22 protein-coding genes are annotated in these 25,959 nt (G+C 38.4%); 15 read left to right on the forward strand and 7 right to left on the reverse strand.

The window, feature by feature from the left end; translation table 11 throughout:
• The first annotated feature begins 41 nt into the window (after positions 1–41).
• On the forward strand, positions 42–1,712 hold the full coding sequence (locus tag BLR60_RS24635; protein WP_143009040.1) for a DUF6600 domain-containing protein: 1,671 nt from the start codon (positions 42–44) through the stop codon (positions 1,710–1,712).
• Between the two features lie 220 nt (positions 1,713–1,932).
• On the opposite strand, the gene BLR60_RS06985 is transcribed toward BLR60_RS24635, so the two are convergent.
• Positions 1,933–2,562, reverse strand: coding sequence for an HAD family hydrolase (locus BLR60_RS06985; protein ID WP_090498184.1), 630 nt, complete (start codon positions 2,560–2,562; stop codon positions 1,933–1,935).
• A 79-nt stretch (positions 2,563–2,641) separates the two neighbouring features.
• Here BLR60_RS06985 and BLR60_RS06990 point away from each other — a divergent pair, with 79 nt between their 5' ends.
• The 3 genes from BLR60_RS06990 to BLR60_RS07000 all read left to right on the forward strand — a co-directional run bounded on the left by BLR60_RS06990 (position 2,642) and on the right by BLR60_RS07000 (position 5,199).
• Positions 2,642–2,869 carry a YtxH domain-containing protein gene (locus BLR60_RS06990; RefSeq protein WP_090498186.1) on the forward strand — a complete coding sequence of 76 codons (228 nt, stop codon included), beginning with the start codon at positions 2,642–2,644 and terminating at the stop codon, positions 2,867–2,869.
• A gap of 63 nt (positions 2,870–2,932) precedes the next feature.
• A complete protein-coding gene (locus tag BLR60_RS06995) occupies positions 2,933–4,333 on the forward strand; it encodes an MBL fold metallo-hydrolase RNA specificity domain-containing protein (protein WP_090498188.1) in 1,401 nt (466 codons plus the stop codon).
• 179 nt (positions 4,334–4,512) lie between these two features.
• Positions 4,513–5,199, forward strand: coding sequence for a class I SAM-dependent methyltransferase (locus BLR60_RS07000; protein ID WP_090498190.1), 687 nt, complete (start codon positions 4,513–4,515; stop codon positions 5,197–5,199).
• Positions 5,200–5,271: 72 nt separating this feature from the next.
• Here BLR60_RS07000 and BLR60_RS07005 read toward each other — a convergent pair whose 3' ends face one another.
• From BLR60_RS07005 to BLR60_RS07025, 5 genes are all read right to left on the reverse strand, one after another.
• A complete protein-coding gene (locus BLR60_RS07005; RefSeq protein ID WP_090498192.1) occupies positions 5,272–6,411 on the reverse strand; it encodes a M28 family metallopeptidase in 1,140 nt (379 codons plus the stop codon).
• A 415-nt stretch (positions 6,412–6,826) separates the two neighbouring features.
• Positions 6,827–7,765, reverse strand: a complete 939-nt coding sequence (locus BLR60_RS07010; protein ID WP_090498193.1) for a DUF6607 family protein — start codon at positions 7,763–7,765, stop codon at positions 6,827–6,829.
• Between the two features lie 8 nt (positions 7,766–7,773).
• Entirely contained in the window at positions 7,774–8,991 is a 1,218-nt protein-coding gene (locus BLR60_RS07015; protein ID WP_090498195.1) for a PepSY-associated TM helix domain-containing protein, read from the reverse strand.
• A gap of 74 nt (positions 8,992–9,065) precedes the next feature.
• Complete coding sequence (locus BLR60_RS07020; RefSeq protein WP_090498197.1) at positions 9,066–9,776, reverse strand: DUF4198 domain-containing protein; 711 nt, start codon at positions 9,774–9,776, stop codon at positions 9,066–9,068.
• Positions 9,777–9,835: 59 nt separating this feature from the next.
• Positions 9,836–12,286: a TonB-dependent receptor gene (locus BLR60_RS07025; protein ID WP_090498199.1), complete on the reverse strand. Its 2,451-nt coding sequence runs from the start codon at positions 12,284–12,286 to the stop codon at positions 9,836–9,838.
• 460 nt (positions 12,287–12,746) lie between these two features.
• Between BLR60_RS07025 and BLR60_RS07030 the strand changes: the two genes are divergently transcribed.
• Genes BLR60_RS07030 through BLR60_RS07045 form a run of 4 tightly spaced genes read left to right on the forward strand, consistent with a single transcriptional unit; the run spans position 12,747 to position 19,167 of the window.
• On the forward strand, positions 12,747–15,926 hold the full coding sequence (locus BLR60_RS07030) for a SusC/RagA family TonB-linked outer membrane protein (RefSeq protein ID WP_090498201.1): 3,180 nt from the start codon (positions 12,747–12,749) through the stop codon (positions 15,924–15,926).
• A gap of 12 nt (positions 15,927–15,938) precedes the next feature.
• The gene (locus tag BLR60_RS07035) at positions 15,939–17,456 is read left to right on the forward strand and encodes a RagB/SusD family nutrient uptake outer membrane protein (protein ID WP_090498203.1); all 1,518 of its coding nucleotides are present in this window, start codon (positions 15,939–15,941) and stop codon (positions 17,454–17,456) included.
• Between the two features lie 27 nt (positions 17,457–17,483).
• Complete coding sequence (locus BLR60_RS07040; protein ID WP_090498204.1) at positions 17,484–18,170, forward strand: hypothetical protein; 687 nt, start codon at positions 17,484–17,486, stop codon at positions 18,168–18,170.
• Between the two features lie 13 nt (positions 18,171–18,183).
• Positions 18,184–19,167, forward strand: a complete 984-nt coding sequence (locus BLR60_RS07045; RefSeq protein ID WP_167354698.1) for a DUF5007 domain-containing protein — start codon at positions 18,184–18,186, stop codon at positions 19,165–19,167.
• A gap of 108 nt (positions 19,168–19,275) precedes the next feature.
• Here BLR60_RS07045 and BLR60_RS07050 read toward each other — a convergent pair whose 3' ends face one another.
• Complete coding sequence (locus tag BLR60_RS07050; RefSeq protein ID WP_167354699.1) at positions 19,276–19,977, reverse strand: DUF4397 domain-containing protein; 702 nt, start codon at positions 19,975–19,977, stop codon at positions 19,276–19,278.
• Between the two features lie 569 nt (positions 19,978–20,546).
• On the opposite strand from BLR60_RS07050, the gene BLR60_RS07055 reads away from it, so the two are divergent.
• From BLR60_RS07055 to BLR60_RS07085, 7 genes are all read left to right on the forward strand, one after another.
• Positions 20,547–21,245: an N-acetyltransferase gene (locus BLR60_RS07055; RefSeq protein WP_090498210.1), complete on the forward strand. Its 699-nt coding sequence runs from the start codon at positions 20,547–20,549 to the stop codon at positions 21,243–21,245.
• 1 nt (position 21,246) lies between these two features.
• Positions 21,247–22,443 (forward strand): argininosuccinate synthase, encoded by a 1,197-nt coding sequence (argG, locus tag BLR60_RS07060; RefSeq protein WP_090498212.1) that lies wholly within the window; start codon positions 21,247–21,249, stop codon positions 22,441–22,443.
• Between the two features lie 99 nt (positions 22,444–22,542).
• Complete coding sequence (locus BLR60_RS07065; protein ID WP_090498214.1) at positions 22,543–22,821, forward strand: cupin domain-containing protein; 279 nt, start codon at positions 22,543–22,545, stop codon at positions 22,819–22,821.
• Positions 22,822–22,869: 48 nt separating this feature from the next.
• Positions 22,870–23,346 (forward strand): GNAT family N-acetyltransferase, encoded by a 477-nt coding sequence (locus BLR60_RS07070; protein WP_090498216.1) that lies wholly within the window; start codon positions 22,870–22,872, stop codon positions 23,344–23,346.
• Positions 23,347–23,351: 5 nt separating this feature from the next.
• Positions 23,352–24,335, forward strand: coding sequence for an N-acetyl-gamma-glutamyl-phosphate reductase (gene argC, locus BLR60_RS07075; protein WP_090498539.1), 984 nt, complete (start codon positions 23,352–23,354; stop codon positions 24,333–24,335).
• Between the two features lie 64 nt (positions 24,336–24,399).
• The gene (locus BLR60_RS07080) at positions 24,400–24,768 is read left to right on the forward strand and encodes a four helix bundle protein (RefSeq protein ID WP_090498218.1); all 369 of its coding nucleotides are present in this window, start codon (positions 24,400–24,402) and stop codon (positions 24,766–24,768) included.
• Between the two features lie 50 nt (positions 24,769–24,818).
• Entirely contained in the window at positions 24,819–25,949 is a 1,131-nt protein-coding gene (locus BLR60_RS07085) for an aspartate aminotransferase family protein (RefSeq protein ID WP_090498221.1), read from the forward strand.
• The last annotated feature ends 10 nt before the right edge of the window (positions 25,950–25,959 follow it).

Raw genomic sequence — 25,959 nt, forward strand, 5'->3', positions numbered from 1 at the left:
AATTGATACACACACATTAGGTTATTAAAATAAACACACAAATGAAAACACTGAAATCTACGGCACTTGTGCTGGGGCTATTTTCGCTCCTTGCCGGAACCACAACCCTTGTCAGGGCACAAGACTACCAAAACGATTACCAGTCTGATGGTTACAGTACCGGCAATATTTCTCTACAGACTTTTTACGATGAACTTTCGCCTTATGGAACCTGGATACAGGATCCGCAATATGGTTATGTTTGGCGACCAAATGTTGATCAAAGCGAATTCCGCCCGTATTATACCAACGGACGTTGGGCGATGACTGAATACGGTAATACCTGGGTTTCTAATTACGATTGGGGCTGGGCACCTTTCCACTATGGCCGTTGGGTAATTAACAGTTACAGGCAATGGATCTGGTTACCTGATACCAATTGGGGACCAGCCTGGGTAGATTGGAGAAGTGGAGACGGTTATTATGGATGGGCACCAATGGCACCAAGTATCAGTATTAATTTAAGCTTTGGCCGCCGTTACATGGTACCAGAATTTTGCTGGAACTTTATTCCTCAGCGGAATATTTATATTAATACTTTCCCAAGATATGATTACGGCCGTAATAACGTATATATCCGCAATACCACCATCATCAATAATACTTATGTGTATAACAGAAGAACTTATTATGGGGGGCCAAGGGTTGAAGATATCAGGCGTGCAACCAACAGAGATGTAACTGTATATCGTTATGCCCAAAGCTCAAGACCTGGTGCAAGCCGGATTGGTGGTAGGGAGGTAGCGATTTACAGGCCAAGACCTGAGCGTAATGCGGCAGTAGATAACCGTAATGCTGCGCCGAGAAGATTTGAGCAAGGTAATGCTGGTATCAGCAGAGGCGGAAGAAACGAAGGTTATACCGACCGCGATCAAAGAGGTAATACGCCAGGCAATAACGACAACCGTGTCGGATCGAGAGATAATCGAAATGTAGGCCGCGATAATAACAATCAGCCAAATAACAGGGGCGAGGCTTATAATAAGGATGCAAACGGACGTATTAGTCGTGGCGGGACCAATGGAATTGATAATGGGAACAGACAAGATAATGCAAATCGTGGTCAGGATCAACAACGTTTAGATCAGATAAGACAACAGCGTAATCAAGACCGCATGGGCGTAGATCAACAACGTAATCAACGTGATATGCAGCCACAACGAGGTCAGGATGATCAACGTGCTCAAATGGAACAACAAAGGGCGCAGCGTAATGAGCAAATGCAACAACAACGTGCACAACAGGCTCAACAGCAACAACAAGATAGGGCGCAACGCAATGTACAGATGCAACAACAGCGTAACGAGCAGATGCAACAGCAACGTGCACAACAAGCCCAGCAACAGCAACAAGAAAGGGCACAACGTGATGCGCAGGCTCAACAACAACGTAATGAGCAAATGCAACAGCAACGTGCACAACAAGCCCAGCAACAGCAACAGGAAAGGGCACAGCGTGATGCGCAGGCTCAACAACAACGTAACGAGCAAATGCAACAGCAACGTGCACAACAAGCCCAGCAGCAACAACAGGAAAGGGCACAACGTGACGCTCAAGCTCAGCAACAAAGAGCTCAACAGCAACAACAACGACAAGAACAAAGAAGATCAGAAGCACCACAACAAAGGGGTGGTGGTGAAAGTGGAAGGCCATCAAGAGGTGGCAGAGGATAAAACAGGAAGTCCCGATGAAAATCGGGACTTTTTTATTTAAAAAATTGATGAACTCAATGGGCAATTTGATAGCACTTCATCAAATTGTTTAGATTAGAAATGAGCGTATAGTACTGCTTTTGGACAACAGTCCCGTTATTCGCTATAGCTACTGCTACCGGGTTTAGAAACAACAGGTTCTTGCCGCTAATTATCCGGCCAAATTGCACTACCCGGTATGTTAATTAGACTGACCCGCTGCCGCGTGAAGACTGCTTAAATCACTTCCCCTAAAAGTGCTTTCGGCATTTGGATGCAGGTTTTCAGGGTCGAGTAAAAAAGTGGTTATCCCCAGTTCCAATCCAAATTTAATTTCCGATTCGGCATCATCGCCAATAATTAAAATATCATCTTTGTTCAGTTGATGCTGATCAATCAGCATTTCGAAGGTTTTTTTCTTATTGCTGGTCGAAACATCTACCACATGCACTTCTTCAAAATCGTCGGCAATGCCCAGCATTTTTACTTTTGATTGCTGTTGTTTTGGGAAACCTGCTGTTACAATAAATTTTCTGCCGATTAGGCTTTTGATATAGTGGTAATCATCGCTCGGTTTTAAAGGCTGGGTTACGAATCTATTTTGGAGGTGGGAAATAACTTCAGGCATTGTTTCTTTCTTAAAACGGTATTTTTCTGCTACTTTTAGAAAAGGTGTCCTCAGCATTTCCTGTTTGGCCAGTCGAAAATCTTCTTTGCTGATTCCCAAATCCACGCTTTCTAAGAAACGATATAATTCGCCCATTAACTGCTCTTCGTTCTGCCTGGTAAAATAAATGGTATTATCTAAGTCTATAAAAAATATTCGCTTCATTATGGATTAGTTTTTGTAAGATGAAAAAAATAAAAACACCTGTGGGTTAAATATGTTTAATAAGTAAATCAATAAGACCATGAAAAAAGAAACAAAAATTATAGTCGGCGTATTAGCTGGAGCAGCATTAGGAGCAACTATTGCATTGGCGTTATCATCAGATTCGACCAGCGATTTGAAAAGTAAAGTATCAGATTTTTTAGCTGATCTTTTAGATGCCTCAAAAGATAAACTAGCAGGTTTGGCAGATAAAGCCACAAATGTTGCAGATAAGGTTAAAGATAAAGTAGCAGAGATAAATGCGTAATGAATTGAAAGTGCCGGATATTTCCGGCACTTTTATGCTTTATATATTCTAACCAATATCTTGATGAACATTGCTTTTCATGGTGCTGCCCGTACGGTTACGGGGAGTAAGCACCTTATTACTTTAAAAAACGGCACCCAGGTTTTATTAGATTGTGGTTTATTCCAGGGAATGGGTCATGTTACCGATAAATTAAACGACTATTTTGGTTTTGATGCCAAAAAAATCACCTACCTCGTTTTATCACACGCACATATTGATCACTGTGGTTTATTGCCCAAATTGGTGGCAGAAGGATTTGAAGGGAAGATTTTCTGTACTTCGGCGACAATGGACCTTGCCCGCATTTTAATGATGGATTCTGCTAAGATCCAGATGCAGGATGCTGAATACGCAAACCGTAATCTTCACGAAGGCGAAGAAATGGAAGAAGCGCTTTATACTGAGGAGGACGTGACCAAAACAGTTGGCCAGATGAAGATTGTGGAGTATGAAGAAGATTTTGAGATTGAAGAGGGAATTCGATTGAAATTTACCGATGCAGGCCACATTTTAGGGAGTGCTGCCGTACACCTTACCATTACAGAAGATGGAAAATCTACACGCGTTACCTTTTCTGGTGATGTTGGCCGCTATGGTGACTTGCTGCTGAAAAACCCGCAACAATTTGATCAGGCCGATTATATCTTGATGGAATCAACCTATGGCGATTCGCTACATAAAGATCTCGAACCAATCGAAAATATGCTTTTGGAGATCATCAATAATACCTGTAACATCAAAAAAGGTAAGGTAATTATTCCAGCTTTTGCCGTTGGCCGTACACAGGAACTCCTTTATGCTTTAAATGGTTTAGAGTTGAAGGGTAAATTGCCTGATGTTCCCTATTATGTAGACAGTCCTTTATCATCAAAGGCCACTCAAATTCTTAAAAACCATCCTGAAATATACAATAACGGGGTTAAAGAAATTTTAAAGGTAGATCATGATATCTTTGGTTTTAAAGGATTGCGTTTTGTCGAAAGCGTTGAAGAATCGAAAGCTTTAAATGCTGATCCCAGACCTTGCGTAATTATTTCTGCTTCAGGCATGGCAGAGGCTGGCCGGGTAAAACATCATATCAGGAATAATATCAGTAACCAGAAAAATACCATTTTAATGGTGGGGTATTGTGAGCCAAACTCGCTGGGTGGTAAATTAATTGCCGGACAGAAAGTAGTTGAAATTTTCCGCCAGGAATATGAAGTGAAAGCCGAAGTACAATCCATAAAATCGATGAGTGCGCATGGTGATTATGAAGATTTATTACATTTTCTATCAGGCCAGGATCCGGCGAAGGTAAAACAGTTGTTTCTGGTTCATGGCGAGTACGAAGTACAGCAAAATTTCGCTACCAGGTTAAAAGATCATGGTTTTAAACATGTAGCCATACCAGAATACCATCAGGTATTTGAATTGGAATAAAATTGTTACGCAAAACTGTTATGAAAATCGTTGGTCTGGATTTGTAATCCGGACCTTTTGTGATTAAAATTCTGGGCGCTTAGGTCAATTGTAAATCCCGACCACCTTTATGCCTGTTAACCCAGCATAACATTTTCCCTATTCCATCATAGCTCTTCCATTTTCTCTATCTTTGTGCTATGGATGTTTTTGGTAAAGCGCTAACAGATATTTACAGAACGGGCGAGGCAGATACGCTTTGGTTGCATAATTCTTATGGAGAACCAGAAGAAATGCCGCTAGAATTTTTCTTCCGTGATGATGAAGATATGCCCGTTTTGGAGCTTGAGGCTTTGCACATGTGTAACGGCAAAGTATTGGATATCGGTGCCGGTGTGGGCAGTCATGCTTTACTTCTACAAGCCTTTAATATTGATGTTACAGCTATTGATATTTCGGAAGCTGCGGTAGATATTATGAAAGACCGCGGCGTAAAAAAGGCATTTGTACAAGATATTTTTACTTACGAGGAGAAATTTGATACCATTATCATGCTGATGAATGGTATTGGTTTAACAGGAACTTTGCCTGGTTTTAAGGCTTTTTTGATCAAACTAAAAGACCTCATCAATCCTAATGGGCAGGTAATTTTCGATTCTTCTGATATTGCTTATTTATATGAAGATATGCCTAAACCACAAAATCAATACTATGGTGAGGTAGCTTACCAGTATGAGTATAAAGGGGAGAAAGGCAGTTGGTTCAACTGGATTTATATAGATGAAGAAACCATTAAACAGATTGCGGCAGAAACCGGATGGAATGCTGAATTGATTTTTGATGACGGTGAAGACCAGTATTTGGTAAAACTAACTCTAAAGGCATAATCAAAAAACTAATTCTTTAGGCTTCTGCAGATATTAAACGAGAAATTACATTGATTAGTCCTAAAAGGGTAGCTATTCCATCAGTTCTTGATTGAAGCTGACGATTAATTTAAACAGATCTTTATACTTGGTAAGGGGTAAGGTATCGGGTTTATCGAATATATCATGATAGGCAGAGGGACCACCCTGGGTATAAATAAAAAATGCGGGGACACCTTTTTCTGTAAAAAAATAATGATCGCTATTGGCTGCCTTGCCTCTCGAATTGATTTTGGAAATGTAATGATTTTTATTGTTAATGGCATTGAGCATGGCAAAAGCTTTGGGGTAAACAGCCGCATTAACTACGGTCATTCCGGCTGCTCCTGTACCCACTAAATCCAGATTGATCAGGAATTTTATTTTGCCTAAGGAAACCAGCGGATTCTCTACGAAATATCTTGATCCCAGTAATCCGGCTTCTTCAGCTGCAAAACAGATGAAACCAATGGAGTAGGGTTGAGGATGGGCAGCATAATATTTGGCTAAACTTAATAGGGTAGCCACGCCAGCCGCGTTATCATTTGCTCCAGGGAAATAGGTATTAGCCCCCATTCCACCCAAGTGGTCGTAATGTGCGGTAATGATTAACAATGAATCGGGATATTTGGTTCCTTTAACTAACCCGAAAATATTGGCTGCCTGGAAATTGGGGATAAACTTGTTTTCTATGTCAACGCTGATTTCTTTAGGGACGGAAGTAAGGCGCTTTTTACTAAGTTGTATGGTGGTTACATCTCCAACTCCGGTAGCTACAGACCAGGTAAGTTTATCCTTTAATGAAATAATCAGTGAGGGTGTAGCCTGGTAATTAAGGCTATCGATTGGTGTTAGATTGGCTTTTTGTTTAATGCCCGGACTTTCATTATTTACAATGAAATCTTCACCAGGAATAAGTTTTTTGCCATTAATGCTTACCATCATTTTTCCTGGGAATGTATTTACAGGAAAATTAAAGGTCTGTTTATATGTTTTACCCATTGGAGATAAACCAATTTTTTGATAGGCATCGGCAATATAATCAGCCGCTTTTTTCATCCCATCTTTGGTATATCCCCTCCCCCAAAATGCTTTTGAGGTAAGGGTATTGATTATATTCCTGGTATAGGTAGAATCCTGTGCAAAACTGTTAACGGCACAAAACAGGAAGATGAAGAAACAGAATCTTTTCATGCCGGAATTTAGTAAAATAAAGTAATTGTTGGTCTGGATTTGTAATCCTGACGTGGAGAATTTTTAGGCGGCTTACAAATCCACGATTTATTGACTCGCGATTGCAAATCTCGACCAACATTAAGGTGTTAAGATGTTGTATTAAAAAGATTTATGTTGGATCACTAATCAAATTATATTTTGATACGTCGTCATCCCAATTTAATTGGGAATCTTAATGCTATTGCAAGCGCTTTAAGATTAGCTTCGCTGAGCACTCCGTGGTTCCCGCCTGCGCGAGAGTGACGAAAACAAAGTAAAATTTTGGGCTTAAATGCTAGATTTTACTTTTGAGACAGCCTCTTAAATAAAAAAGGGTTGATGAATTAACAGCATCCGCAATTAATCATCAACCATTAACTTTAAATCAATACTTTTATTTTGCCAGATAAGGCTGCAAGGCAGCTTTAATTTTTTCTTTGTTCTGTGCTGCTGTCCATTTTTCTTTGATAGATTGATCGCCCAGGCTAAAAAGTGTTTCATAGAGCAATTTACCATTGGCCATGGTTTGTAGTTTGAAGGTATTTTGCGCACCAATAATATCAGCCCAAACACTACGCACATCTGCCCAGTAAGCACTTTGGCTTGCCCACCATTTTTGTGCATTCGCGAAAATTTTAGGATCTATTTTGGTAAATTCCTCGTAACCTTTTTCAACAGCTAACAGTTTATCACCACTGGCTGTGCGTATAATCTTTTTGTTGTCCTGCTCAAACATCCAGCCGTTTTTGGTAAGGGTAATCCTGCTGCCGCGGTTTAACACATTATAATCTTTACGTACGGTAAATTCTCTTCTCGGTAATGGAGAATCGGTTTCGCTCGACCATGAATCATGATCACCAACATGGCTCCACGTGCCGTAGCCCTGGTACCGTGGACTATCATCAACCTGATATACTTTTTGTGTCCATTTGCCTTTTACATCGGTTGGCGTTAAATTGCCTTTTTTCCATGCATTACCTTCCGTATAAAGCAAGATGTCGGTATCTTCATATGTCCAGTCCTGCCGCCAATGTTTAATTACTGTAGTATCATTAATGACCAGCATATGTTGTATTACAATTCTTTTAGGTTCGTCTACAATAATTTCTGCCCATTCATTGCCATGGCTTTCGTAAGGTTTACTGAATTTGTAATTTGGATCAGGTGCGGTTACTTCGCCATAATTGAAATTAACTTCATAAAAACCAGCTAAAGATTTTATTGCTTTTCTGTCCTTTTCCAATTTTTCTTCTGGAGAATCGACTTTTGTTTGTGCTTGAGTATTAAGGGTAATTAAACCGGTTAATACGAAGATTAGGTTCAATAGCTTCATTTTTATAATTAATTAAGTTGTGATTGATTTTCCGCAACTGCGGGATTTTTCTTCTTTTTCTTTTTACCCCACCAGATGATAAATCCGGTTATAGGCAAGCTTGCTGCAATTAAACTGGCAAAAAATGCCATTATTTTTCCGGGAAGGCCCAAAATGGCGCCAACGTGGATATCGTAATTCATACCGATAAGTGCCTCACCTCCGTTTTTATCGCTTTGGTTTTTACGGGCCAGCAATTTGCCCGTGTATTGATCGAAAAGCAAAACATCAAAATTCCAGTAAGTTTCTTTGCCTTTGTAGCCAGTAGCATAAATGGTTGCTGTACCACCTTCTGCTGGCGACATCCCTATGCGTTCTGCATTTTTAAACATCTTTTGCGCGGTTTCGAAAGCTACATCAAGCGGGATGGCTTTAGCGGTTTTAGTCGAATCTGATTTTGCGACTATTTCTTTTGGAGGCGAAGTACTACCTGATGCCACTACATACACGGTTTGCTGGAACCACTGAAAGGTCCAGACCAGACCGGTTAGCGCCAGCATTAAGCAAATGATCATCACATAAAAGCCGAGTACATTGTGCATGTCATAGTTAATGCGTTTAAATTTGGCTTTCCATTTGATTTTGAAACTTTTATCGAAGTTTGATTTTTTAAGGTTTTTAGGCCACCACATCACCATACCGGAGATTAACAGGAAAACAAAGATAATAGTGCTCCAGCCGATAATCTGCTGTCCTATGGGCTGGTTGATGAGAAAGCTCCAGTGCAGCATTTTAATGATGCTGAAAAATTCGTATTTATAATCGGAGACTAATGTAACCTTACCGGTGTATGGGTTAACCAACACAAGATCGTAATAATCTATAGCGTCGAAATACCAAAATGCTTTAGGATTACCAGCCTTGTAAGTACCAAACTCCCATGTGCGATCGGCTTGGATATAGCTTGATATAAAAGTAACCTTTTTCTTTCCGCCCAAAGCCTTTTCGGCGGTTGCTTTTAAAACGCTTAAGGGAATTGTCCTTTTATTTGCCGGTACTTCAACAAAAAACTCTTTTTTATGGATGAACTCGGTAATCTCTTTTTGAAAGGCAAAAATACAACCTGTAATGCCCAAATGAAAAACCACCAGACCGCTGGTAATGCCCAGCCACAAATGCAGCCAATCGCTGATTCTTCTTATCCGCGATTTCTTTGTTTTTTTCTGGATCGGTTTGGTTGGCGACATTAAGCTTTATTTAATAAAAGAACCAATTGACTGTTTTGTATGCCAATTGGTTGAAAAGTTTTGATTTAATCCGGTTATTTAACTTCGGTAGTGTAAGTTACCAGATGCCATGTTTTTTCATAATCTTTTCCGTTCAGCTTGCCGGATGTTTTATCTTCGGTAAAAGCTTCAAGAAAATAATTTCCTTTTGTAGCTGGCTTGAAGATGAATTTACCCTGCGCATCAGTTTCGGTAGGCTGACCTTTTTTATCCGGACCAACAACGGTTAATTTTTGGTTTGCGAAAGGTGTGTTGTTATAAATAACCTCGTGAACGGCCGTTTCACCAACTTTTAGAACGTGTTTATCCGGCCTGATGGTTAAAGCTGCTCCAGCCGGGAAAGTGGTGTTGATTTTTGAGCTACCAACAGCAACATCTGTAAAAGCATAATACTCAATTTTTGCCTTTTCGTAAACAGCAGCTACCTCGTGTACAATAGAAATTTTATAGGTGCCGTCTTGATCTGGTGTAAAACTGGCTTTGTAAAAAAGTACATCAGGCGAAGTTGTTAAGACTTTTGTGGTACCATTGGGCGCCGTTAAAACCAATTTGAATTCTTTCAGGTTGCTGAACCATTTTGCTGCGGTATCAGGCTCGTTGCTTTCATATTCTCCGAAGAATACTTTTACTTCCTGAGGCTGTCCTTTTTTACCTGTTGAGGCCGTTTCTATCCATAAAGCATGTGCAAATACATTCGAGATGCTAAAGGCAAGGAATAATGCTAATAATGAGATTCTAGTTTTCATGTTTTCGGTTTTAAAACCGGGAGCAGCTGATCTGATCCAGATGCTCCCAGTTGATATTATTAAAATTTGTAAGTAACACTTCCTGTAAAAGTTCTTAAGTCCTGAGGATTCATCGTGCTGTAACCTGTCCAGTATTTTTGGTTAGTGAAGTTGTCTACTTTCGCGCCTATCCTAAACCTTGGGTGATCATAAAATACCGATGCGTTGAAAACTTCGTAAGCAGGTAAGATAAATACGCCCTGGCTTACACTGTTCACAATTTTGTTATCGCTGGCATAGTTGCCGCCCGCACCTAAACCAAAGCCTCTTAGAGAACCTGTAGCGAATTTATAACTGATCCATAGATTTGCCGAGTATGGTGAAGCAGAATAAGCATCACGTCTTCCTTCAACATCCGGAGAAGCATTTTGCAAACGGTTATCGTTATAAGCAAAACCCGCAATAATGTTTAACCCATTTAAAGGGTTGGCTACAATTTCTGCTTCTATACCTTTGCTGATTTTGTTGCCATCCTGGATCTGTGCATTTGGATTAGACGGATCATCATTGTAACCCCTTACAATATCTTTCACTTTGATATAATAATAAGATACTGATCCGGTTAATTTACCTCCAAACAGGTTACTTTTAACACCGCCTTCTATTTGATTGGCTTGCTCCGGCTTAAATGCATCGCCTTTAAAATCTATACCGCTAAGGTTGTTAAATCCATTTTGATAATTGGCAAACAAAGATAATTGGTCTTTAATGGGCTGAAATACCAGGCCAAATTTAGGTGAGAAAGCGGTTTGTTTATAAGCTCCTTTTGGTGCTGAACCTGCACGGTCAGAGTTACCTTTATTATCAAAACGGTCTACTCTAATGGCGGCTAAGGCAATTAACCTATCGGTTAGGTTAATCACATCAGAAGCGTAGGCACTATAGGTATTGGTTTTAAAGTTATAAGGATATTTAGGTACGTTAGGGATTGCTGCATAAAAGGCAGCTAAATTGGTTTCTGTAAAGTTGTTATAATTGGCACCTGTTCCGTTTTTATTTGTCACGTCGAAACTATCGATCGAATAAAACAATTGATCGGAGTTTTGACGTAAATAATCCAAACCTAAAACAAGTCGGTTCTTGATGGAACCCAGGTTAAAAGTCCCATTAAAATTTTGTTGCACTTCATAGTTAAAAACCTTGCTGTTATCTGTTGATTGATCTGCCCTTGATATATATGTTGAACCAGGGCCAGCACTTGGATTATATAAGCTACCCAATAACGGACTATTATCTGGAACTAAGAACAGGTAGGTTCCGCGGCCATTAGAAAAACTATAGCTGGATGAAAAGCTGGTGTGTGATGACCAGTTATTGTTAAATTTATAATTGGCCTGGCCAAAGAAAGTGGTACTGTTATATTTTTGCTTCATCACACCACCCGTGAACGATTTATCGTAAGGTATGCCAGACTGATCTGCCCGATCAAAACCAAGATCTTTCACCGGAAAATAGAAGAAAACAAATGGTTTTAAAGTGTTATTGCCATTTGCAATTTCAGCATCAAAAGTAAAATCCAATTTATCATTTGCTTTATAGGCTAAACTTGGTGCAACAAAGAAACCCCTGTCGAATACATTTTGCTGAAAAGAACCTTTATAATTATAAGATGCGTTGATACGGGCATAAATATGGTTGGCTTTATCAACCGGGAAATTAAAATCGGTACTTACCCTGTTTAAATCATAGCTACCTGCAGAATAGGTTACTTCTCCGCCCAAACCTTCGAAAGGTTTTTTTGTGATGCGGTTAATTAAACCTCCGTAAGAAGTTAAGGTGCTGCCAAATAAGGTGGCCGATGGGCCTTTAATTACTTCAACGCTTTCGATGTTGGCTGCATCATTACGACTGGTTACATTACCAGCAATTCCGTTTCTCAATTTCGATTGCACAATAAATCCCCTTGATGCATAATATGCACCACCATCTCCACCACGTCCGGTTGACTCCCACATTTTTTGAATACCTACTGCATTACGTGTAGCATCATCAACTGAGAAAATCAATTGGTCGTTAAATGTTTCTTTGGTAATGGTGGTATAAACCTGAGGGTTTTCCAAATTACTAATCGGCATTTTAGCTACATAATCGCTTTTTTGAGCACCATATTTATTGGCTTTGCCTTTATTAATATTAACCTCGTTGAGCTGGTTTGAATTTTGGCTGATCACAAAATCAACTGTTTTGTTTTCGCCTGCGATAATGGTAACTGATTTTTCTATACTCTGAATGCCAACGCCTGAAGCACGTACGATATAAGCGCCTGGTTTTACCCTTTGTATTTCGAAGATACCTTTATCATTGGTAACGTTTCCGAGGCCTTTCCCTTTCAAACCTACTGAAATATAAGTAGCCGGTTTTCCATCAGAAGTGGTTACCGTACCACTAATGGTTGAAAATTGCTGGGCAAAGCATAGTATGCTGGTAAAGGTGAATAGGATTGTAAAACTAAAAAGTTTGATTTTGAACATTGAAGTATTTATTTGGATTAATTCTAAACAGTTGCAAAATAACGTTAGAATTTTTGATAATCCAAATTATTTTGAATTATTCTAAATTAGAGAAATTGGAATGTATTTACACTACTTTTTTGTCGGAGAAAGGTTAATGTACTAAAATATTAGTTTATCGATTTAGCAGGTGCTAAATGAGAGATTTTTTCCGAAATTTTATATTAAAATCTTATCGCTAATTAATTAGTCTAGTGTATTCTGAAAAAGGCTATAAATAAGACTTATTTCATTAAAAAGTGCTTCTGCGTGTTGTAAACACATTCTTGCTGTTGTGAAAGTCAGCGTTTGAAAATTCAAATGTTAATTAATGTTAAATTTTTAAGTTAAAATATGGTTTTATTTAGCTAAAAAGTAGTTAATGGTCAGGTAAAAATGTTGATACTTTTAGCATATTATCAAACTAACTAACTAACCATCAATGGAAAAAACTTCTACAAAACATTGCTATGTGAAATTTTTAACAGCAACATTATTTTATCTACTCATTCCATGGCTGGCCTTTGCACAGAAAACGATTAAAGGAACAGTTGTAGATCAGACCAACAAACCTTTACCCGGGGTTTCAATTATTGAAAAGGGAACCAAGAATGGTACCGCTACCAATGCTGACGGAAAGTTTACCTTAACCGTTCAAAAAGAAGGCGCAATTATCACCGCCAGAATTGTAGGTTATCGTTCGGTAGAGAAAACTGTTTCGGCAAGTAGTACAGTCAGCTTTTCTTTGGAAGAGGATAATAACACCCTAAATGAAGTAGTTACTATCGGTTATCAAAAAATTACCAGAAAGAAAACTACTGCTGCAATCTCGAGTATTTCTGGTAAGGAACTGGCTAACCTGCCTGCAGCAAGCTTTGATCAGCTGTTGCAAGGCCGTTTATCCGGAGTAAACGTTCAAAACTTTACTGGCCAACCGGGTGTGGCACCAACGGTATCGGTAAGGGGTAACTCAACAGGTAGCACAGGTTATGATCAGTTTAATGTCATCAGATCGCCACTTTATGTAGTAGATGGTGTTCCTCAATCATCTGATGATCTTGTGCCGCCAGGAACAGGTACAGGAACCAATTACATGGCTGGCCTTAATCCGAATGATATCGAATCTATTGATGTGTTAAAAGATGCTTCGGCAGCAGCTATTTATGGTTCAAGGGCAGCGAATGGTGTAATTTTAATTACAACCAAAAAAGGTGTAGGTGGCGATACGAGAGTAAGCTTTAACTCTTATTATGGAATGGTGCAACGCCCTAACTTAAGGCAGGCTACCATGGGTACTACAGAGCGCAGGCAAAAAATGGAGGTACTTCAAAGACAGTTGAGTTACGATCAGCGTGTACAATTGCCTTATATCCTTACAGATAGTTTAAACCCGGCATTCAACGGTCATACCGATTGGCAGGATTTATTTTATCAGACCGGTAAAATCAATGATAATAACCTGAGCATAAGCGGTGGTACTGATAATGGAACAACCTATCGTTTTAGTGGAGGCTATTATGATGAAGATGGTATTGTAAAAGGAACGGGCTTTAAACGTTACACTACCCGTTTAAACCTGACTTCGAGAGCGATGAATAAAAAATTAATGATCAACCCTATATTTTATTATTCAAGTGCCAGTAGAGGTAGAGGTAATGAAGATCCAAATGATCCTTCGAAGCCTACTAAAGTCGGCTCGGGAAATTTACCTTCCTCGTTATTTAATATATCTCCAGAAAAACTGGATTATTTTGTGAGTAAGGATGGTGAAAATTTAAATAGAAATGTGTCGAACCAATTTGGCGCTAACCTCAACCTGGCCTATGAATTTAATAAACATTTTACCTTAAATTCCCAATCTTCTTATACTAATGACAATACCCGTAGGGATGTAAGTATGAGCAATTTATTAAACAATGGTTTTGGTAACAGCTCTTCCAGTTTCTCTTCAAGTGCTATAGGTTTAAGAACATCAAACTATCTGGCTTATAACGGTGCTATTAAAAAACATTCTTTTAGTGCAGTAGCAGGGCAGGATATAGAATATAGCTTGTTTCAGTCTACCCAGGCATCCGGTTATGGTGGCGCATCAGATAATATCCAAACGGTTACCGGGTTTAAACAACAGAATATTTATGCCTATTCAAATTACATCGCCCATGGGTTGGTAGCTTATTATGGTCGTTTTAACTACGATTATGACGGTAAGTACCTTTTATCAGGAACAATCAGGACAGATGGTTCGTCTGGTTTTGGTGAAAATAATAAATATGGAGTATTTCCTTCCATTTCAGCAGGCTGGCTTCTTTCAGAAGAAAACTTTATGAAAAACTTAACCAATAACCCTTTTACATTAATCAAAATAAGGGGAAGTTATGGCGTGACCGGAAATGAAGATAAAAGAAATGCTTATGTGCAATATAATACTTACCAGGTTAACAATGGTTATTTTAGTGGGAATTCTGGAGCAACATCATATAATGGTGTAACCGCAATTACACCAAACTTTAGAAATGGTGTAGCCCAAAAGGATTTAAGCTGGGAAAAATCTACACAATGGAATATTGGTACCGATATGGAAATTGATAACGGTAGATATGCCATTTCATTCGATGTGTATAACAAAGAAGTAAAACAAAAACTTTTTAATATTGATTTGCCGGTTACATCAGGCTATGACAATGCCTTCACCAATGCATTTGCGGTTCGTAACTCAGGTTTGGAGTTGACTTTAACCGCTAATCCTATACGTAAGGAATTTAAGTGGAATAGCTCTTTTAATATCTCTTATAATAAAAATCAGATCATGAGTTTACCGAACGGTGGCCGTGATATTATTTTAAGTGGAGATCGATTTGATAAAAACCACGTGCTTTCTGTAGGTAGTCCGCTAAATGCTTTCTATTTATATCGTACAAAAGGCGTATTTTCTACTTCAGCAGATATTCCTCAGAATCCTTATACCGGAGAGAGGTATAGAAATAGTAATGGACCGTATAATGCAGGTGATTTCTATCTTGCAGATTTGGACGGAGATTATTTTATAGATGTTTTTAATGATGGCATCAATCCGGATAAAGCACCAATTGGCGATCCCAATCCACGTTTTACCGGTGGTTGGACGAATAGCTTTTCTTACAAAAACTTTAGCTTAAGTATTTTTGTCAACTTTACACTTAAACGTGACGTACTCAATCTATTTGATTCAGATCGTTTTACGAACGCAACTGATGCCAATGCAGTATATAATTTTGCCAGTGTTTCTGCACCGGATCTAAGTCGACTGAACATTTGGAGAAATCCTGGAGATCAGGCTGAATATGCAAAACTCGATTTGGGATCCTATCGATATTATTATACGGCTGCACAATCTTTTTTCCTCGAAAAAGGTGGTTATGCAAGGATCAGAAGTATCAATCTTGGTTATGATTTCAGCCCTAAAATCGTCAGAAAATTGGGCTTAACTCAGCTGAAATTATACGCTATTGCTGATAACGTATATATGTTCCAGCAATCAAAAAAATTACCAGATGCAGAAGCGGTTAGCGGATATGGAGAGTATAACGGAACCGGATATCCTATTCCAAGAAAATATACTTTAGGTGTACAAGTTCAATTTTAATATCGTCAATAAATGAAAAATATAATCACAAAAATCGGTGTACTTATCGCAGTGGCTACAGCGGTTATCGTAAGTTCCTGTAAAAAATTATTATATGAGGAACCTAAAGACGCACCTTATGAGCAAACATTCTGGCAATCATCCAGGGATGTAAGAAGTGCCGTCGCCGGTAATTATGCGATGATGCGTAGTGCGATTACCAGTAAAAACAATCGCTATTTTATGTATGGTGATGCGATCGCTAAAAACTATTTTACGATCCAATATTCTGGAGATGGTTTAGAAGGAATTCAGGGTGGAGATTTTACCTTTCAATACAATCTTAATACACTGGCAAATTATAATTTATATTATAAAAGTATTGCCATGTCTAATCTGATTTTGAAAAAAGTTAATGCCATGAGTGATGCCCAATTATCTGCTGAAGACGATCCTGCACAATTCCGGAATTCTGCAAATGGCCAGGCCTATTTCCTTCGTGCATTAAGTTACTTTATGATGGTGAGGGTATGGGGAGATGTACCATTGGTTACAGAAGCTTATGAAGATCCGATCAATGCGCCTCAATTACCAAGAAGTCCGAAATCAGAGGTGATGAAATTGATTGAAAGTGATTGTCACAAAGCTATTAATCTACTAAGCTGGAATTACGCCAATACCGGAGATGCAAAGATTACTGCGAACAAAGGCTCTGTATATGCCCTTTTAGCGCATTTGTATCTTTGGAGAGCAACCATGTCTGATGTTTCAGTTGATGCACCTAATTTAACTGATGTGAACAATGCCGATACGACCATAAATACATTAATTAGCAAGGGAGGCTATGCTTTAACAGATACTGCTAATTATAAAAATACTTTTATTGGGCGTTCTTCTGAAGGCATATTCGAAATCAACATTAGCGAGAATACATTGGAAGGTTCTAATAGTTCCATAGGTTCTTATTTTTTAAATGAGAATTATATTAAAGGTTATGGAAACAATCCACGTTTTTATACCACGCCTTCGTATCTAAATAATCATTTCGAAACCACCACTGATATCCGTTATAAAAAGGGTTTTGACCTTGCTAACCCGGATAAACCAATGAGTGTAAAGTACAGTAATGTAACGTACAGAAATCCCGGGCAAAAATTAGACCCTTACCTAAGCAATAACATTATCATTTTCAGACTAGGAGATATGAAACTACTTCAGGCAGAGATTGCACTTTACAAAAAGGATGCAGCAACAGCTATTGGTATTATCAATGATTTCAGAAAAAGAAATGACCCCAATCCTGTACTAATTCCAGCTGGAAGCTCCGTAGATCAGGTAATGGATGAATATGCTTATGAGCGTGGGAAAGAAATGTACCTGGAAGGACATTTATTCTATGATTTGCTTAGGACCAGAAGATTCGGTCTTATCGTAGATTGGCTTACAGAAAGCAGGTTTAGAAGAGAAGGTTTTTATTGGCCTGTAGACCCTGCGTTGTTTAGAAACAATCCGTTATTGAAACAAACACCATATTGGTTGGGTAAAGTATAAGTTGTTTTTATTAAGAGATTAAAAAATATGAAAAATAATATATTAGTATATCTTTCATTAATATTACTGGCGCTAACGGCTTGTAAAAAAAATGATTATAAAAGGGATGGTGGACCTAGTGATCCGAATGTAAACTTAAGTACTTACGATTACTTAAAGTCTAACCGCAACTTCGATTCTTTAGTGAAAGTGATAGACCGTGCGGGTTTAAAGGATGCGGTAAATGGAAATGTAACCTTTTTTGCAACTACAAATTATGGCATAGCGGAGTATGTAAAGGCCAAGAAATATCAGAAATCTCTCCAACTTGGGAAGGAAAATTTTGATTTTGGAATCAAAGACATCCCAGCACAGGAATTAAATGATTCATTAAAGACCTATTTATTTACAGGCAAGATCAACAGAGATCAGATGACCGTTAGCGGTAAGCTTTATAATAGCATGCTGGGGTCTATTCCAAATGTTCAATATCTGATCAAATTGAGACGTTCTAACGATTATACTCAATTTGTTAATTACGTAGACTATGTAACTTATACTAAGGTGATTGGAACCAGAGATGATCAGGAAGCTGATCAAAGTGCCATTCCCGATTTACAAAAAGATAAGGCTGTGGATTGTCAAACATCAGGAATTGTTACGACCAATGGTATAGTTCATGTGTTAAGTGGATACCACAGGTTATTTTTTAATGCACAGTCTTTGGGCAATTAATTTAATCGCAATTATGAAAATTAAATACATTTTAGGCCTATTACTCCTGTTAAGTGTAGTGGCCTGTAAAAAAATACAGAATGGCTTTCTAAGTGATTCCATTCGATATAAAGACAATAATATTTATGCAAAAAGAGGCTTGCCACTTTTTCAATCAGATAGAATCAATGCGGATGGTTCTACACCACCTTTTACTTATAAATTGCTCAATCTGAGGAAAGAAGACGGTTCTCCCGCACCTGCAGAATTCTCTAAAGAATATGAAATTACTGTTTTTAAAACCGGTGCCAATTTTGATCCTGAAAAAGATGTAACCCTTGAGCTTTTAAATCAGAAAAGGGAAGTGGTTAAAAAGAAACCAATGGAGTTTAATGAATTGAGTGGACAACTTACCTTTAACAGAGCATCTGGATTCCTACCTTTGGGAAGATATATATATGATGTAGAAATGACCAATGGTACGGGTACCAAGCTATTTCCTAAACTGGCGACAATTAATGTGGTGGAGCCTACGATAGATGACCTGTTCGAGATTACTGATAATGTATCTAACGGCTTTAATGATGTTACAGGTGTAGCAACGCCAATGAAAAACCCTATTATTACTTGTACAAAAATTTCATCTGCAGGGGCAAGAGCTATTTTGAAAATGGTAGATAAAAATGGAAAAGTATTTAATCCGAAAGCCGGGGAAATTATAGCAAGGGGAGACAGGCCAATTTTTGAAAACTATGCTAAATTCAACCCGGTTATTCAAACTGATACCGCTATGATCTGCGATTTTGAGTTAGCGCCATTTCCTTTAACAAAATATGTTACACCGACAACCGACTGGGGTTTCTTAATGTATTATAGAATACCGAGTACCTTTATAAAATCAATAGATGGCTTTCCATCATCGCCAGGATTCTCTGTAAATCCAAGGTGGTCTTGGCAACTCAAATTGGAAGGAACTTATATTGTAGAGGTTAAATTTCCTGATGTAACTAAAAAATAGAGCATGCCATCTTTAACAGGGCAATACTCTTTTTAATACAAACGAAAAAGGCAATTTTCATATCGAAAATTGCCTTTTTTATGAAAGTTGAATATCATAATGCTCTTCTTATCTGATCATCACAACCTGTAAACTCAATGCGCGTTCTGTATCGTCTGCAGGTGTTATCAGACCGCCACAAATAATATCATAATGGTAACCTGCTGCAAAGCTGGTGTTCGCAGATGTAGCTTTAATTGTGCCTGATGAAGTTTCTTTCGCATCCAATGAGTAAGTTCCTGCATCTACAGCAATGAATGCGCTTGCACTTTTAAAGGCTTTATTGGTGACCAATGAAGTAGTTGTGCCGATTTTTGCCAGGTCTAGCGCAGGGGCATCAGGGGATAGGTTGATGAAACGGATGTAGGCTTTATCAGTTGATGGGATAGAAAGATCATCACTAATCGTATAAACGTCCAATGCAGCAGGTTTATTAATTAAATAGGCTGAGTAATAGGTACTCGCATTCAAAGTAATGTTTTTGGTTAACAAACTCTCTGCACTGTTGGCTGTTGTAAATTTTAAACTGTAGGTACCCGCGGCATATGAAAGATAATTGATAGCGCCTCCAAATGGTAAAGCCGCTGTATTAACCATGTTACCATTAAAGTAAGCATTGTAAGTGGCCAGAGCGGGTGATGCATTGATTACCCTTAAATACGATATGGTAGGATCGACAGTTTCGGTCTTTTTACATGACGTTAGAGCTGTAAAGGCAACTAACACAATTAAAGTGATTGGTTTCAAATGAAATGACGTAAAATTCTTCATACGGTTAAAATTTGATTTAAAAGATAAGGGAGTACACATAAAACGAAAACCAAGCGGTATTCGCTACAGGCATGCAAATATTGGATTTAAACACTATCTGAAGATGTTAAATGATGTTAAGCAGATGTTAAAAATTGATGTCGTTTTTAACAAAAATGGAATGGACCATCCAAACGATAACGTCAATGTAAATAACAGAATTTTTTTAAGTGATATAAATGCTTCTTCAGTCAGAATAATCCAATAAAATGAGAAGCTTAACATAAAAAAAATACAATATTATTGCGTAACTCAATTATTATTTAAACCTTTGCACCTCAATAGAGTTAAAGCCGTTTTAAAACGCAAGAAATGATTAAACCAATTTTACATAAACTTTCAGTTTTCACCGCACAAACCGTGTCTGGAAAAAGTTTGTTTATTAATCATTTTGAATCTGTGTTTAATTATCCCACAAGCCGGCAAAATTTCACTCCACGTATTTAGTACTCAACTAAACGTAACGAGGAATTGATCCTCTCTAAAAACCCAATTAACAAGAATACTTATAATTTTTCGTTAGAAAACGAATGGATATTAACGAATTTATAGTGCAGGTTGCACTTCCTGAACATCGTGTATTTGCAGAAGAAATTGTAACCGAGATGGCCGAATCTGCGAAAGCACGTGGTACGGGCATCGCAAAACGTTCGCCAGAATACATCTCTAATAAGATGCAAGAGGGCAAATCGGTTATTGCTTTCCACAAAGATGGTTCATGGGCAGGGTTTTGCTATATCGAAACCTGGAGTCACGGGCAATTTGTAGCCAATAGTGGTTTGGTCGTAAGTCCTAAATACCGTAAAGCCGGATTGGCCAAAGCTATTAAAAATGAGATTTTCGGTTTATCGAGACGGTTGTACCCCAAAGCAAAAATATTTGGTTTAACAACAGGTTTGGCCGTAATGAAGATAAACTCAGACCTGGGCTACGAACCTGTAACCTACAGCGAACTTACCCAGGATGAGGAATTTTGGAAAGGCTGCCAGAGCTGCGTAAACTTCGAAATTTTAAAGATGAAGGAACGTAAAAACTGCATGTGTACCGCCATGCTTTACGATCCGGCCGAGAAAAAACACGAAGTAGCCAAGCAATTTGCTGAAGAACTGCAGAAAAAACCCAAATTATATGAGCGCTTTATGCGCATCAAGCAACGTTTGGTTGTTAAACAAAAGCCAAAAACAGGCTTAAAAACCCTTTTATTTTTATTTACCCTTTTATTTAAATAGCATGAAAAAAGTTGTTTTAGCATTTAGCGGCGGATTAGATACCTCATTTTGTTGTATATACCTGGCGAAAGATCGTGGATTGGAAGTTCACTCGGTGATTGTAAATACCGGTGGTTTTTCTGAAGAGGAATTACAGGAAATTGAGAAAAGAGCTTACGCTTTAGGTGTAAAATCGCATGCTGTTGTTGATGAAACAGATGGGTACTATAATGATTGTATTAAATACCTGATTTTCGGCAACGTATTAAAAAATGCAACTTACCCACTTTCTGTTAGTGCAGAACGTGTAAGCCAGGCTACTGCAATTGCCAATTATGTAAAGAAAATCGGTGCTGATTATGTAGCGCATGGCAGTACAGGTGCGGGTAATGATCAGGTTCGTTTCGATATGATTTTTAATATTCTAATTCCAGGTGTTGAAATTATTACACCAATCAGGGATTTAAAATTATCACGTGAAGCGGAAATCGAATATTTAGCCGGCCATGGTGTTGAATATAGTGCAGAAAAAGCAAGATATTCAATCAATAAGGGTTTATGGGGTACTTCGGTAGGCGGTAAAGAAACGTTAACCTCGAACGAAACCTTACCAGAAAGTGCATGGCCAACCCAGGTTTCAGAAACCGTATCGTGTAAAATTGAACTTACTTTCGAAAAAGGTGAACTCGTAGCACTTGATGGTGAAAAGTTGGCGCCGGTAAAAGCCATCCAAAAATTACAGGCCATTGCGCAACCCTTCGGCATTGGTCGCGATATCCATGTGGGCGATACCATTATCGGTATTAAAGGCCGTGTGGGTTTCGAAGCTGCAGGTCCGGTAATCATTATCAAAGCCCACCACACTTTAGAAAAACATACTTTAACCAAATGGCAGTTAAGCTGGAAAGAACAATTATCATCTTTCTATGGCAACTGGTTACACGAAGGCCAGTTTCATGATCCGATTATGCGGAATATTGAGGCTTTTTTAGCTGACACCCAAAAATTTGTGAGCGGTAAAGTGTTTGTTGAATTGTTGCCATACCGTTTCCAGATTATTGGTATTGAATCGAACCATGATTTAATGAGCAACAAATTTGGTAGCTATGGTGAAATGAACAATGCCTGGAGTGGTGAAGATGTAAAAGGTTTTTCAAAAATCTTCGGTAACCAGGTGATGATTTGGCATAAAGTTAACGGAGAGGAATCTAAAGACTAAAGCTGAGAGCTTAAAGCAGGGGCGTAAAAACCTTTCAAATCTTTTGTCTTCTGTCTCAAATCTTACTTGATTCCTGATACTTACTACTTGATACTAACAATGAGCGAAATCCTTTCAAAAGAGAATTGTTTAAGTCACTATAAGTGGGGCGAAAACTGTGATGGATGGAATTTCATCAGCAAGCCAGCGGCTGTAATTAAACAAGAATTAATGCCACCCCGCACTGCTGAAAAATTACACTTTCATCATGTTGCAGAACAGTTTTTCTACGTTTTGAAAGGAGATGCTACATTTTTAATTGAAGATAAATCTTTAACTGTTCATGCAAATAGTGGTTTACAGATTAAAGCAGGCCTAAAACATAAAATCATGAATTAGGGTGTTGATGATTTAGAATTTATACTTTTTCATATCCAAGTACAGAAAATGACAGAACAGATTGTGAATAATTTTAACATTAAACAAATTGATGCTTCTGAAGCGCATTTGGTGATTGGCTTGTTCAATCAGTATCGAATTTTCTACAATCAGTTTTCAGATTTGGGGATGGCGAAGGCTTTTATTGATGCCCGTTTAGAAAATAATGAATCCATAATTTTTGTAGCGATGGCTAGAGATAAACCTGTAGGGTTTACACAACTTTACCCAAAATATTCTTCTGCCAGGCTTTCAAAAAACTGGATTTTAAATGATCTGTTTGTAGATGTGGACCATCGAAAAGAGGGTATTGGTGCTGCGTTAATTAAGACAGCGATGGCCTTTGCCAAAAACCAGGGAGCTACATTTGTGCAACTGGAAACAGCAGTAGCTAATTTCAATGCTCAAAATTTATATGAATCGATTGGGTTCATAAAACAAGAAGAAGACAAAGAATTTTTCCTTTATAAAATTTCCTTAAACTAATAATGATGGATAAAATCAAAGCAGGAATAATTGGTGGTGCAGGTTATACTGGTGGTGAAATGCTGCGTATTTTGGTTAACCACCCAAATGTTGAAATTGCTTTCGTGAACAGTACCAGTAACGCCGGAAATTTAATTTCAGATGTGCATACGGATTTAATCGGTGATACAGATTTGCGCTTTGTAAACGATATTCCGCAAGACATTGATGTGCTTTTTCTTTGTGTTGGTCATGGCGATGCGAAAAAGTTTTTAGCCGCCAATCCAATCAACGAAAGTATTAAAATCATCGATTTATCTCAGGATTTCAGGTTGCATGAAAAATGTACATTCGAAAAGCGTTCATTTGTTTATGGCCTTCCTGAATTAAACCACGATAAAATTAAATCGGCAAGTAATATTGCTAACCCAGGCTGTTTTGCCACTTGTATCCAATTGGGATTACTGCCTTTGGCTGCTAAAGGATTGATCCAAAATGAGGTTCACATTAATGCCACTACCGGATCTACAGGTGCAGGCCAGAGCTTAGCTACAACATCTCATTTTAGCTGGAGAAACAACAATCTTTCTATTTATAAGGCTTTCGAACACCAACACCTGAATGAGATTAGCGAGAGTTTATTACAGTTGCAACCCTCACTTACTGAGGCTTTAAATTTTATCCCGCAACGCGGTGCATTTACCAGAGGGATTTTGGCCGCTATGTACCTGGAAAGCGAACTTACTTTGGAAGAAGCCTATACCATTTATGAAGATTATTACGGTGCACATCCTTTTACTCATGTAAGCCGGAAAAATATCGATTTGAAACAGGTGGTAAATACCAATAAAGCACTGGTACACATTGAAAAACACGGTGGTAAATTGTTTATCATCAGTATTATCGATAACCTGTTAAAAGGAGCCAGCGGACAGGCCGTTCAGAATATGAACTTGATGTTTGGACTGAAGGAAGATGCCGGCTTGAAGCTGAAAGCTGCTAATTTCTAGGCGGAAGGCTGGAGGGTTGAAGGCTGGAAGGCCTGGGTGCAGACATACAAAATATTTATAAGTTATGAGAGATTATCAAAAATTAGATGTTTGGAAAAAGGCTCACTTATTTACTTTGCAGGTTTATAAGGAAATCCTACCTATCATGCCTATTGAAGAAAAATTTGCTTTAACCCAACAAATTCGGCGGGCCACCTATTCAATACCTCTAAATATTGTAGAAGGAAGTGGTAAAAACACAGATAAGGATTTTGTCCATTATCTTGATAATGCACTAGGCTCTACTAAAGAAATAGAATATGCTTTTATTCTCCTCCGCGATTTAGCTTACATCAGTTTGGAAGTTTACGCAGCTGTAAATAAAAGTGTAAATGAAATTAAGGCGATGTTAATCGCATTTATTAAATTTTTGAGAGGCGGCGGAAAAGGTTAGGTAATACAACCTTCTACCTTCTCGCCCTCGACCTTCAAACCTTAAAAAATATGCAACTATTCGACGTTTATCCTCTTAACGATATAGAAATTACAAAAGCATCTGGCAGCAATGTTTGGGATGCTAATGGGCAACAATATTTAGATTTATACGGCGGACATGCTGTAATTTCCATTGGTCATACCAATCCACATTATGTGAGCCGTTTAACCGATCAGTTAAGTAAAGTTGGTTTTTACTCCAACTCGGTTAAAATTCCTTTGCAGGTACAACTAGCCGAGAAACTGGGCGAAGTATCGGGCAAAAAAGATTTCCAATTGTTTTTATGTAATTCTGGAGCAGAAGCCAATGAAAATGCACTTAAACTTGCTTCGTTTTACAACGGCAGAAAAAAGGTAATTGCTTTTACCGGTGCTTTCCACGGACGTACCTCTTTAGCAGTTGCAGTAACTGATAACCCTAAAATCGTAGCGCCGGTTAATCAGACCGAAAATGTTATCTTTTTGCCGCACAATAATGAGGTGGCTTTAGAAGAAACTTTTAAAGCGCAGGGCAATGAAATCTGTGCGGTAATTATCGAAGGTATTCAAGGTGTTGGCGGGATTAAAGAAGCATCGAAAAATTTTCTGCAAAAAATCCGTTCACTATGTGATGAGTACAATGCCGTTTATATTGCCGATTCAGTACAATGTGGCTATGGCAGAACAGGTTTATTTTACTCGCATGATTGGGCAGGCGTAGAAGCCGATGTATATACCATGGCAAAAGGTATGGGTAACGGGTTCCCGGTAGCAGGAATTGCTATTGCACCTAAATTTAAACCCTGGCATGGCGAGTTAGGTACAACTTTTGGTGGCAACCATTTAGCTTGTGCTGCAGCATTAGCTGTTTTAGAAGTGATGGAAAAAGATAACCTGATCAAAAATGCCGAAGAAGTTGGGAATTACTTAATTACTGAATTAAAGAAATTTGAGCAGGTTAAAGAAGTTCGTGGCCGTGGTTTAATGATTGGTATTGAATTGCCGGAAGAACTGGCGCATGTTAAAAAGGAACTTCTGTTTAAGCACTTCATCTTTACCGGCGAGGCAAAACCCAACGTAATCCGTTTACTGCCAGCACTAAACTTAACCAAAGCACATGCTGATGAGTTTTTAGGTGCGTTTAAAAAATTAGTAAAATAGCTATTGTGTA

It is taken from the genome of Pedobacter terrae, assembly GCF_900100705.1.
In the GTDB taxonomy this organism is placed as follows: domain Bacteria; phylum Bacteroidota; class Bacteroidia; order Sphingobacteriales; family Sphingobacteriaceae; genus Pedobacter; species Pedobacter terrae.

Excerpts from the sequence above, each read along its gene's own strand:
- BLR60_RS24635 (WP_143009040.1), top strand. The coding sequence starts at position 42 with ATGAAAACACTGAAATCTACGGCACTTGTGCTGGGGCTATTTTCGCTC.
- BLR60_RS06985 (WP_090498184.1), bottom strand. The coding sequence starts at position 2,562 with ATGAAGCGAATATTTTTTATAGACTTAGATAATACCATTTATTTTACC.
- BLR60_RS06990 (WP_090498186.1), top strand. The coding sequence starts at position 2,642 with ATGAAAAAAGAAACAAAAATTATAGTCGGCGTATTAGCTGGAGCAGCA.
- BLR60_RS06995 (WP_090498188.1), top strand. The coding sequence starts at position 2,933 with ATGAACATTGCTTTTCATGGTGCTGCCCGTACGGTTACGGGGAGTAAG.
- BLR60_RS07000 (WP_090498190.1), top strand. The coding sequence starts at position 4,513 with ATGGATGTTTTTGGTAAAGCGCTAACAGATATTTACAGAACGGGCGAG.
- BLR60_RS07005 (WP_090498192.1), bottom strand. The coding sequence starts at position 6,411 with ATGAAAAGATTCTGTTTCTTCATCTTCCTGTTTTGTGCCGTTAACAGT.
- BLR60_RS07010 (WP_090498193.1), bottom strand. The coding sequence starts at position 7,765 with ATGAAGCTATTGAACCTAATCTTCGTATTAACCGGTTTAATTACCCTT.
- BLR60_RS07015 (WP_090498195.1), bottom strand. The coding sequence starts at position 8,991 with ATGTCGCCAACCAAACCGATCCAGAAAAAAACAAAGAAATCGCGGATA.
- BLR60_RS07020 (WP_090498197.1), bottom strand. The coding sequence starts at position 9,776 with ATGAAAACTAGAATCTCATTATTAGCATTATTCCTTGCCTTTAGCATC.
- BLR60_RS07025 (WP_090498199.1), bottom strand. The coding sequence starts at position 12,286 with ATGTTCAAAATCAAACTTTTTAGTTTTACAATCCTATTCACCTTTACC.
- BLR60_RS07030 (WP_090498201.1), top strand. The coding sequence starts at position 12,747 with ATGGAAAAAACTTCTACAAAACATTGCTATGTGAAATTTTTAACAGCA.
- BLR60_RS07035 (WP_090498203.1), top strand. The coding sequence starts at position 15,939 with ATGAAAAATATAATCACAAAAATCGGTGTACTTATCGCAGTGGCTACA.
- BLR60_RS07040 (WP_090498204.1), top strand. The coding sequence starts at position 17,484 with ATGAAAAATAATATATTAGTATATCTTTCATTAATATTACTGGCGCTA.
- BLR60_RS07045 (WP_167354698.1), top strand. The coding sequence starts at position 18,184 with ATGAAAATTAAATACATTTTAGGCCTATTACTCCTGTTAAGTGTAGTG.
- BLR60_RS07050 (WP_167354699.1), bottom strand. The coding sequence starts at position 19,977 with ATGAAGAATTTTACGTCATTTCATTTGAAACCAATCACTTTAATTGTG.
- BLR60_RS07055 (WP_090498210.1), top strand. The coding sequence starts at position 20,547 with ATGGATATTAACGAATTTATAGTGCAGGTTGCACTTCCTGAACATCGT.
- argG (WP_090498212.1), top strand. The coding sequence starts at position 21,247 with ATGAAAAAAGTTGTTTTAGCATTTAGCGGCGGATTAGATACCTCATTT.
- BLR60_RS07065 (WP_090498214.1), top strand. The coding sequence starts at position 22,543 with ATGAGCGAAATCCTTTCAAAAGAGAATTGTTTAAGTCACTATAAGTGG.
- BLR60_RS07070 (WP_090498216.1), top strand. The coding sequence starts at position 22,870 with ATGACAGAACAGATTGTGAATAATTTTAACATTAAACAAATTGATGCT.
- argC (WP_090498539.1), top strand. The coding sequence starts at position 23,352 with ATGGATAAAATCAAAGCAGGAATAATTGGTGGTGCAGGTTATACTGGT.
- BLR60_RS07080 (WP_090498218.1), top strand. The coding sequence starts at position 24,400 with ATGAGAGATTATCAAAAATTAGATGTTTGGAAAAAGGCTCACTTATTT.
- BLR60_RS07085 (WP_090498221.1), top strand. The coding sequence starts at position 24,819 with ATGCAACTATTCGACGTTTATCCTCTTAACGATATAGAAATTACAAAA.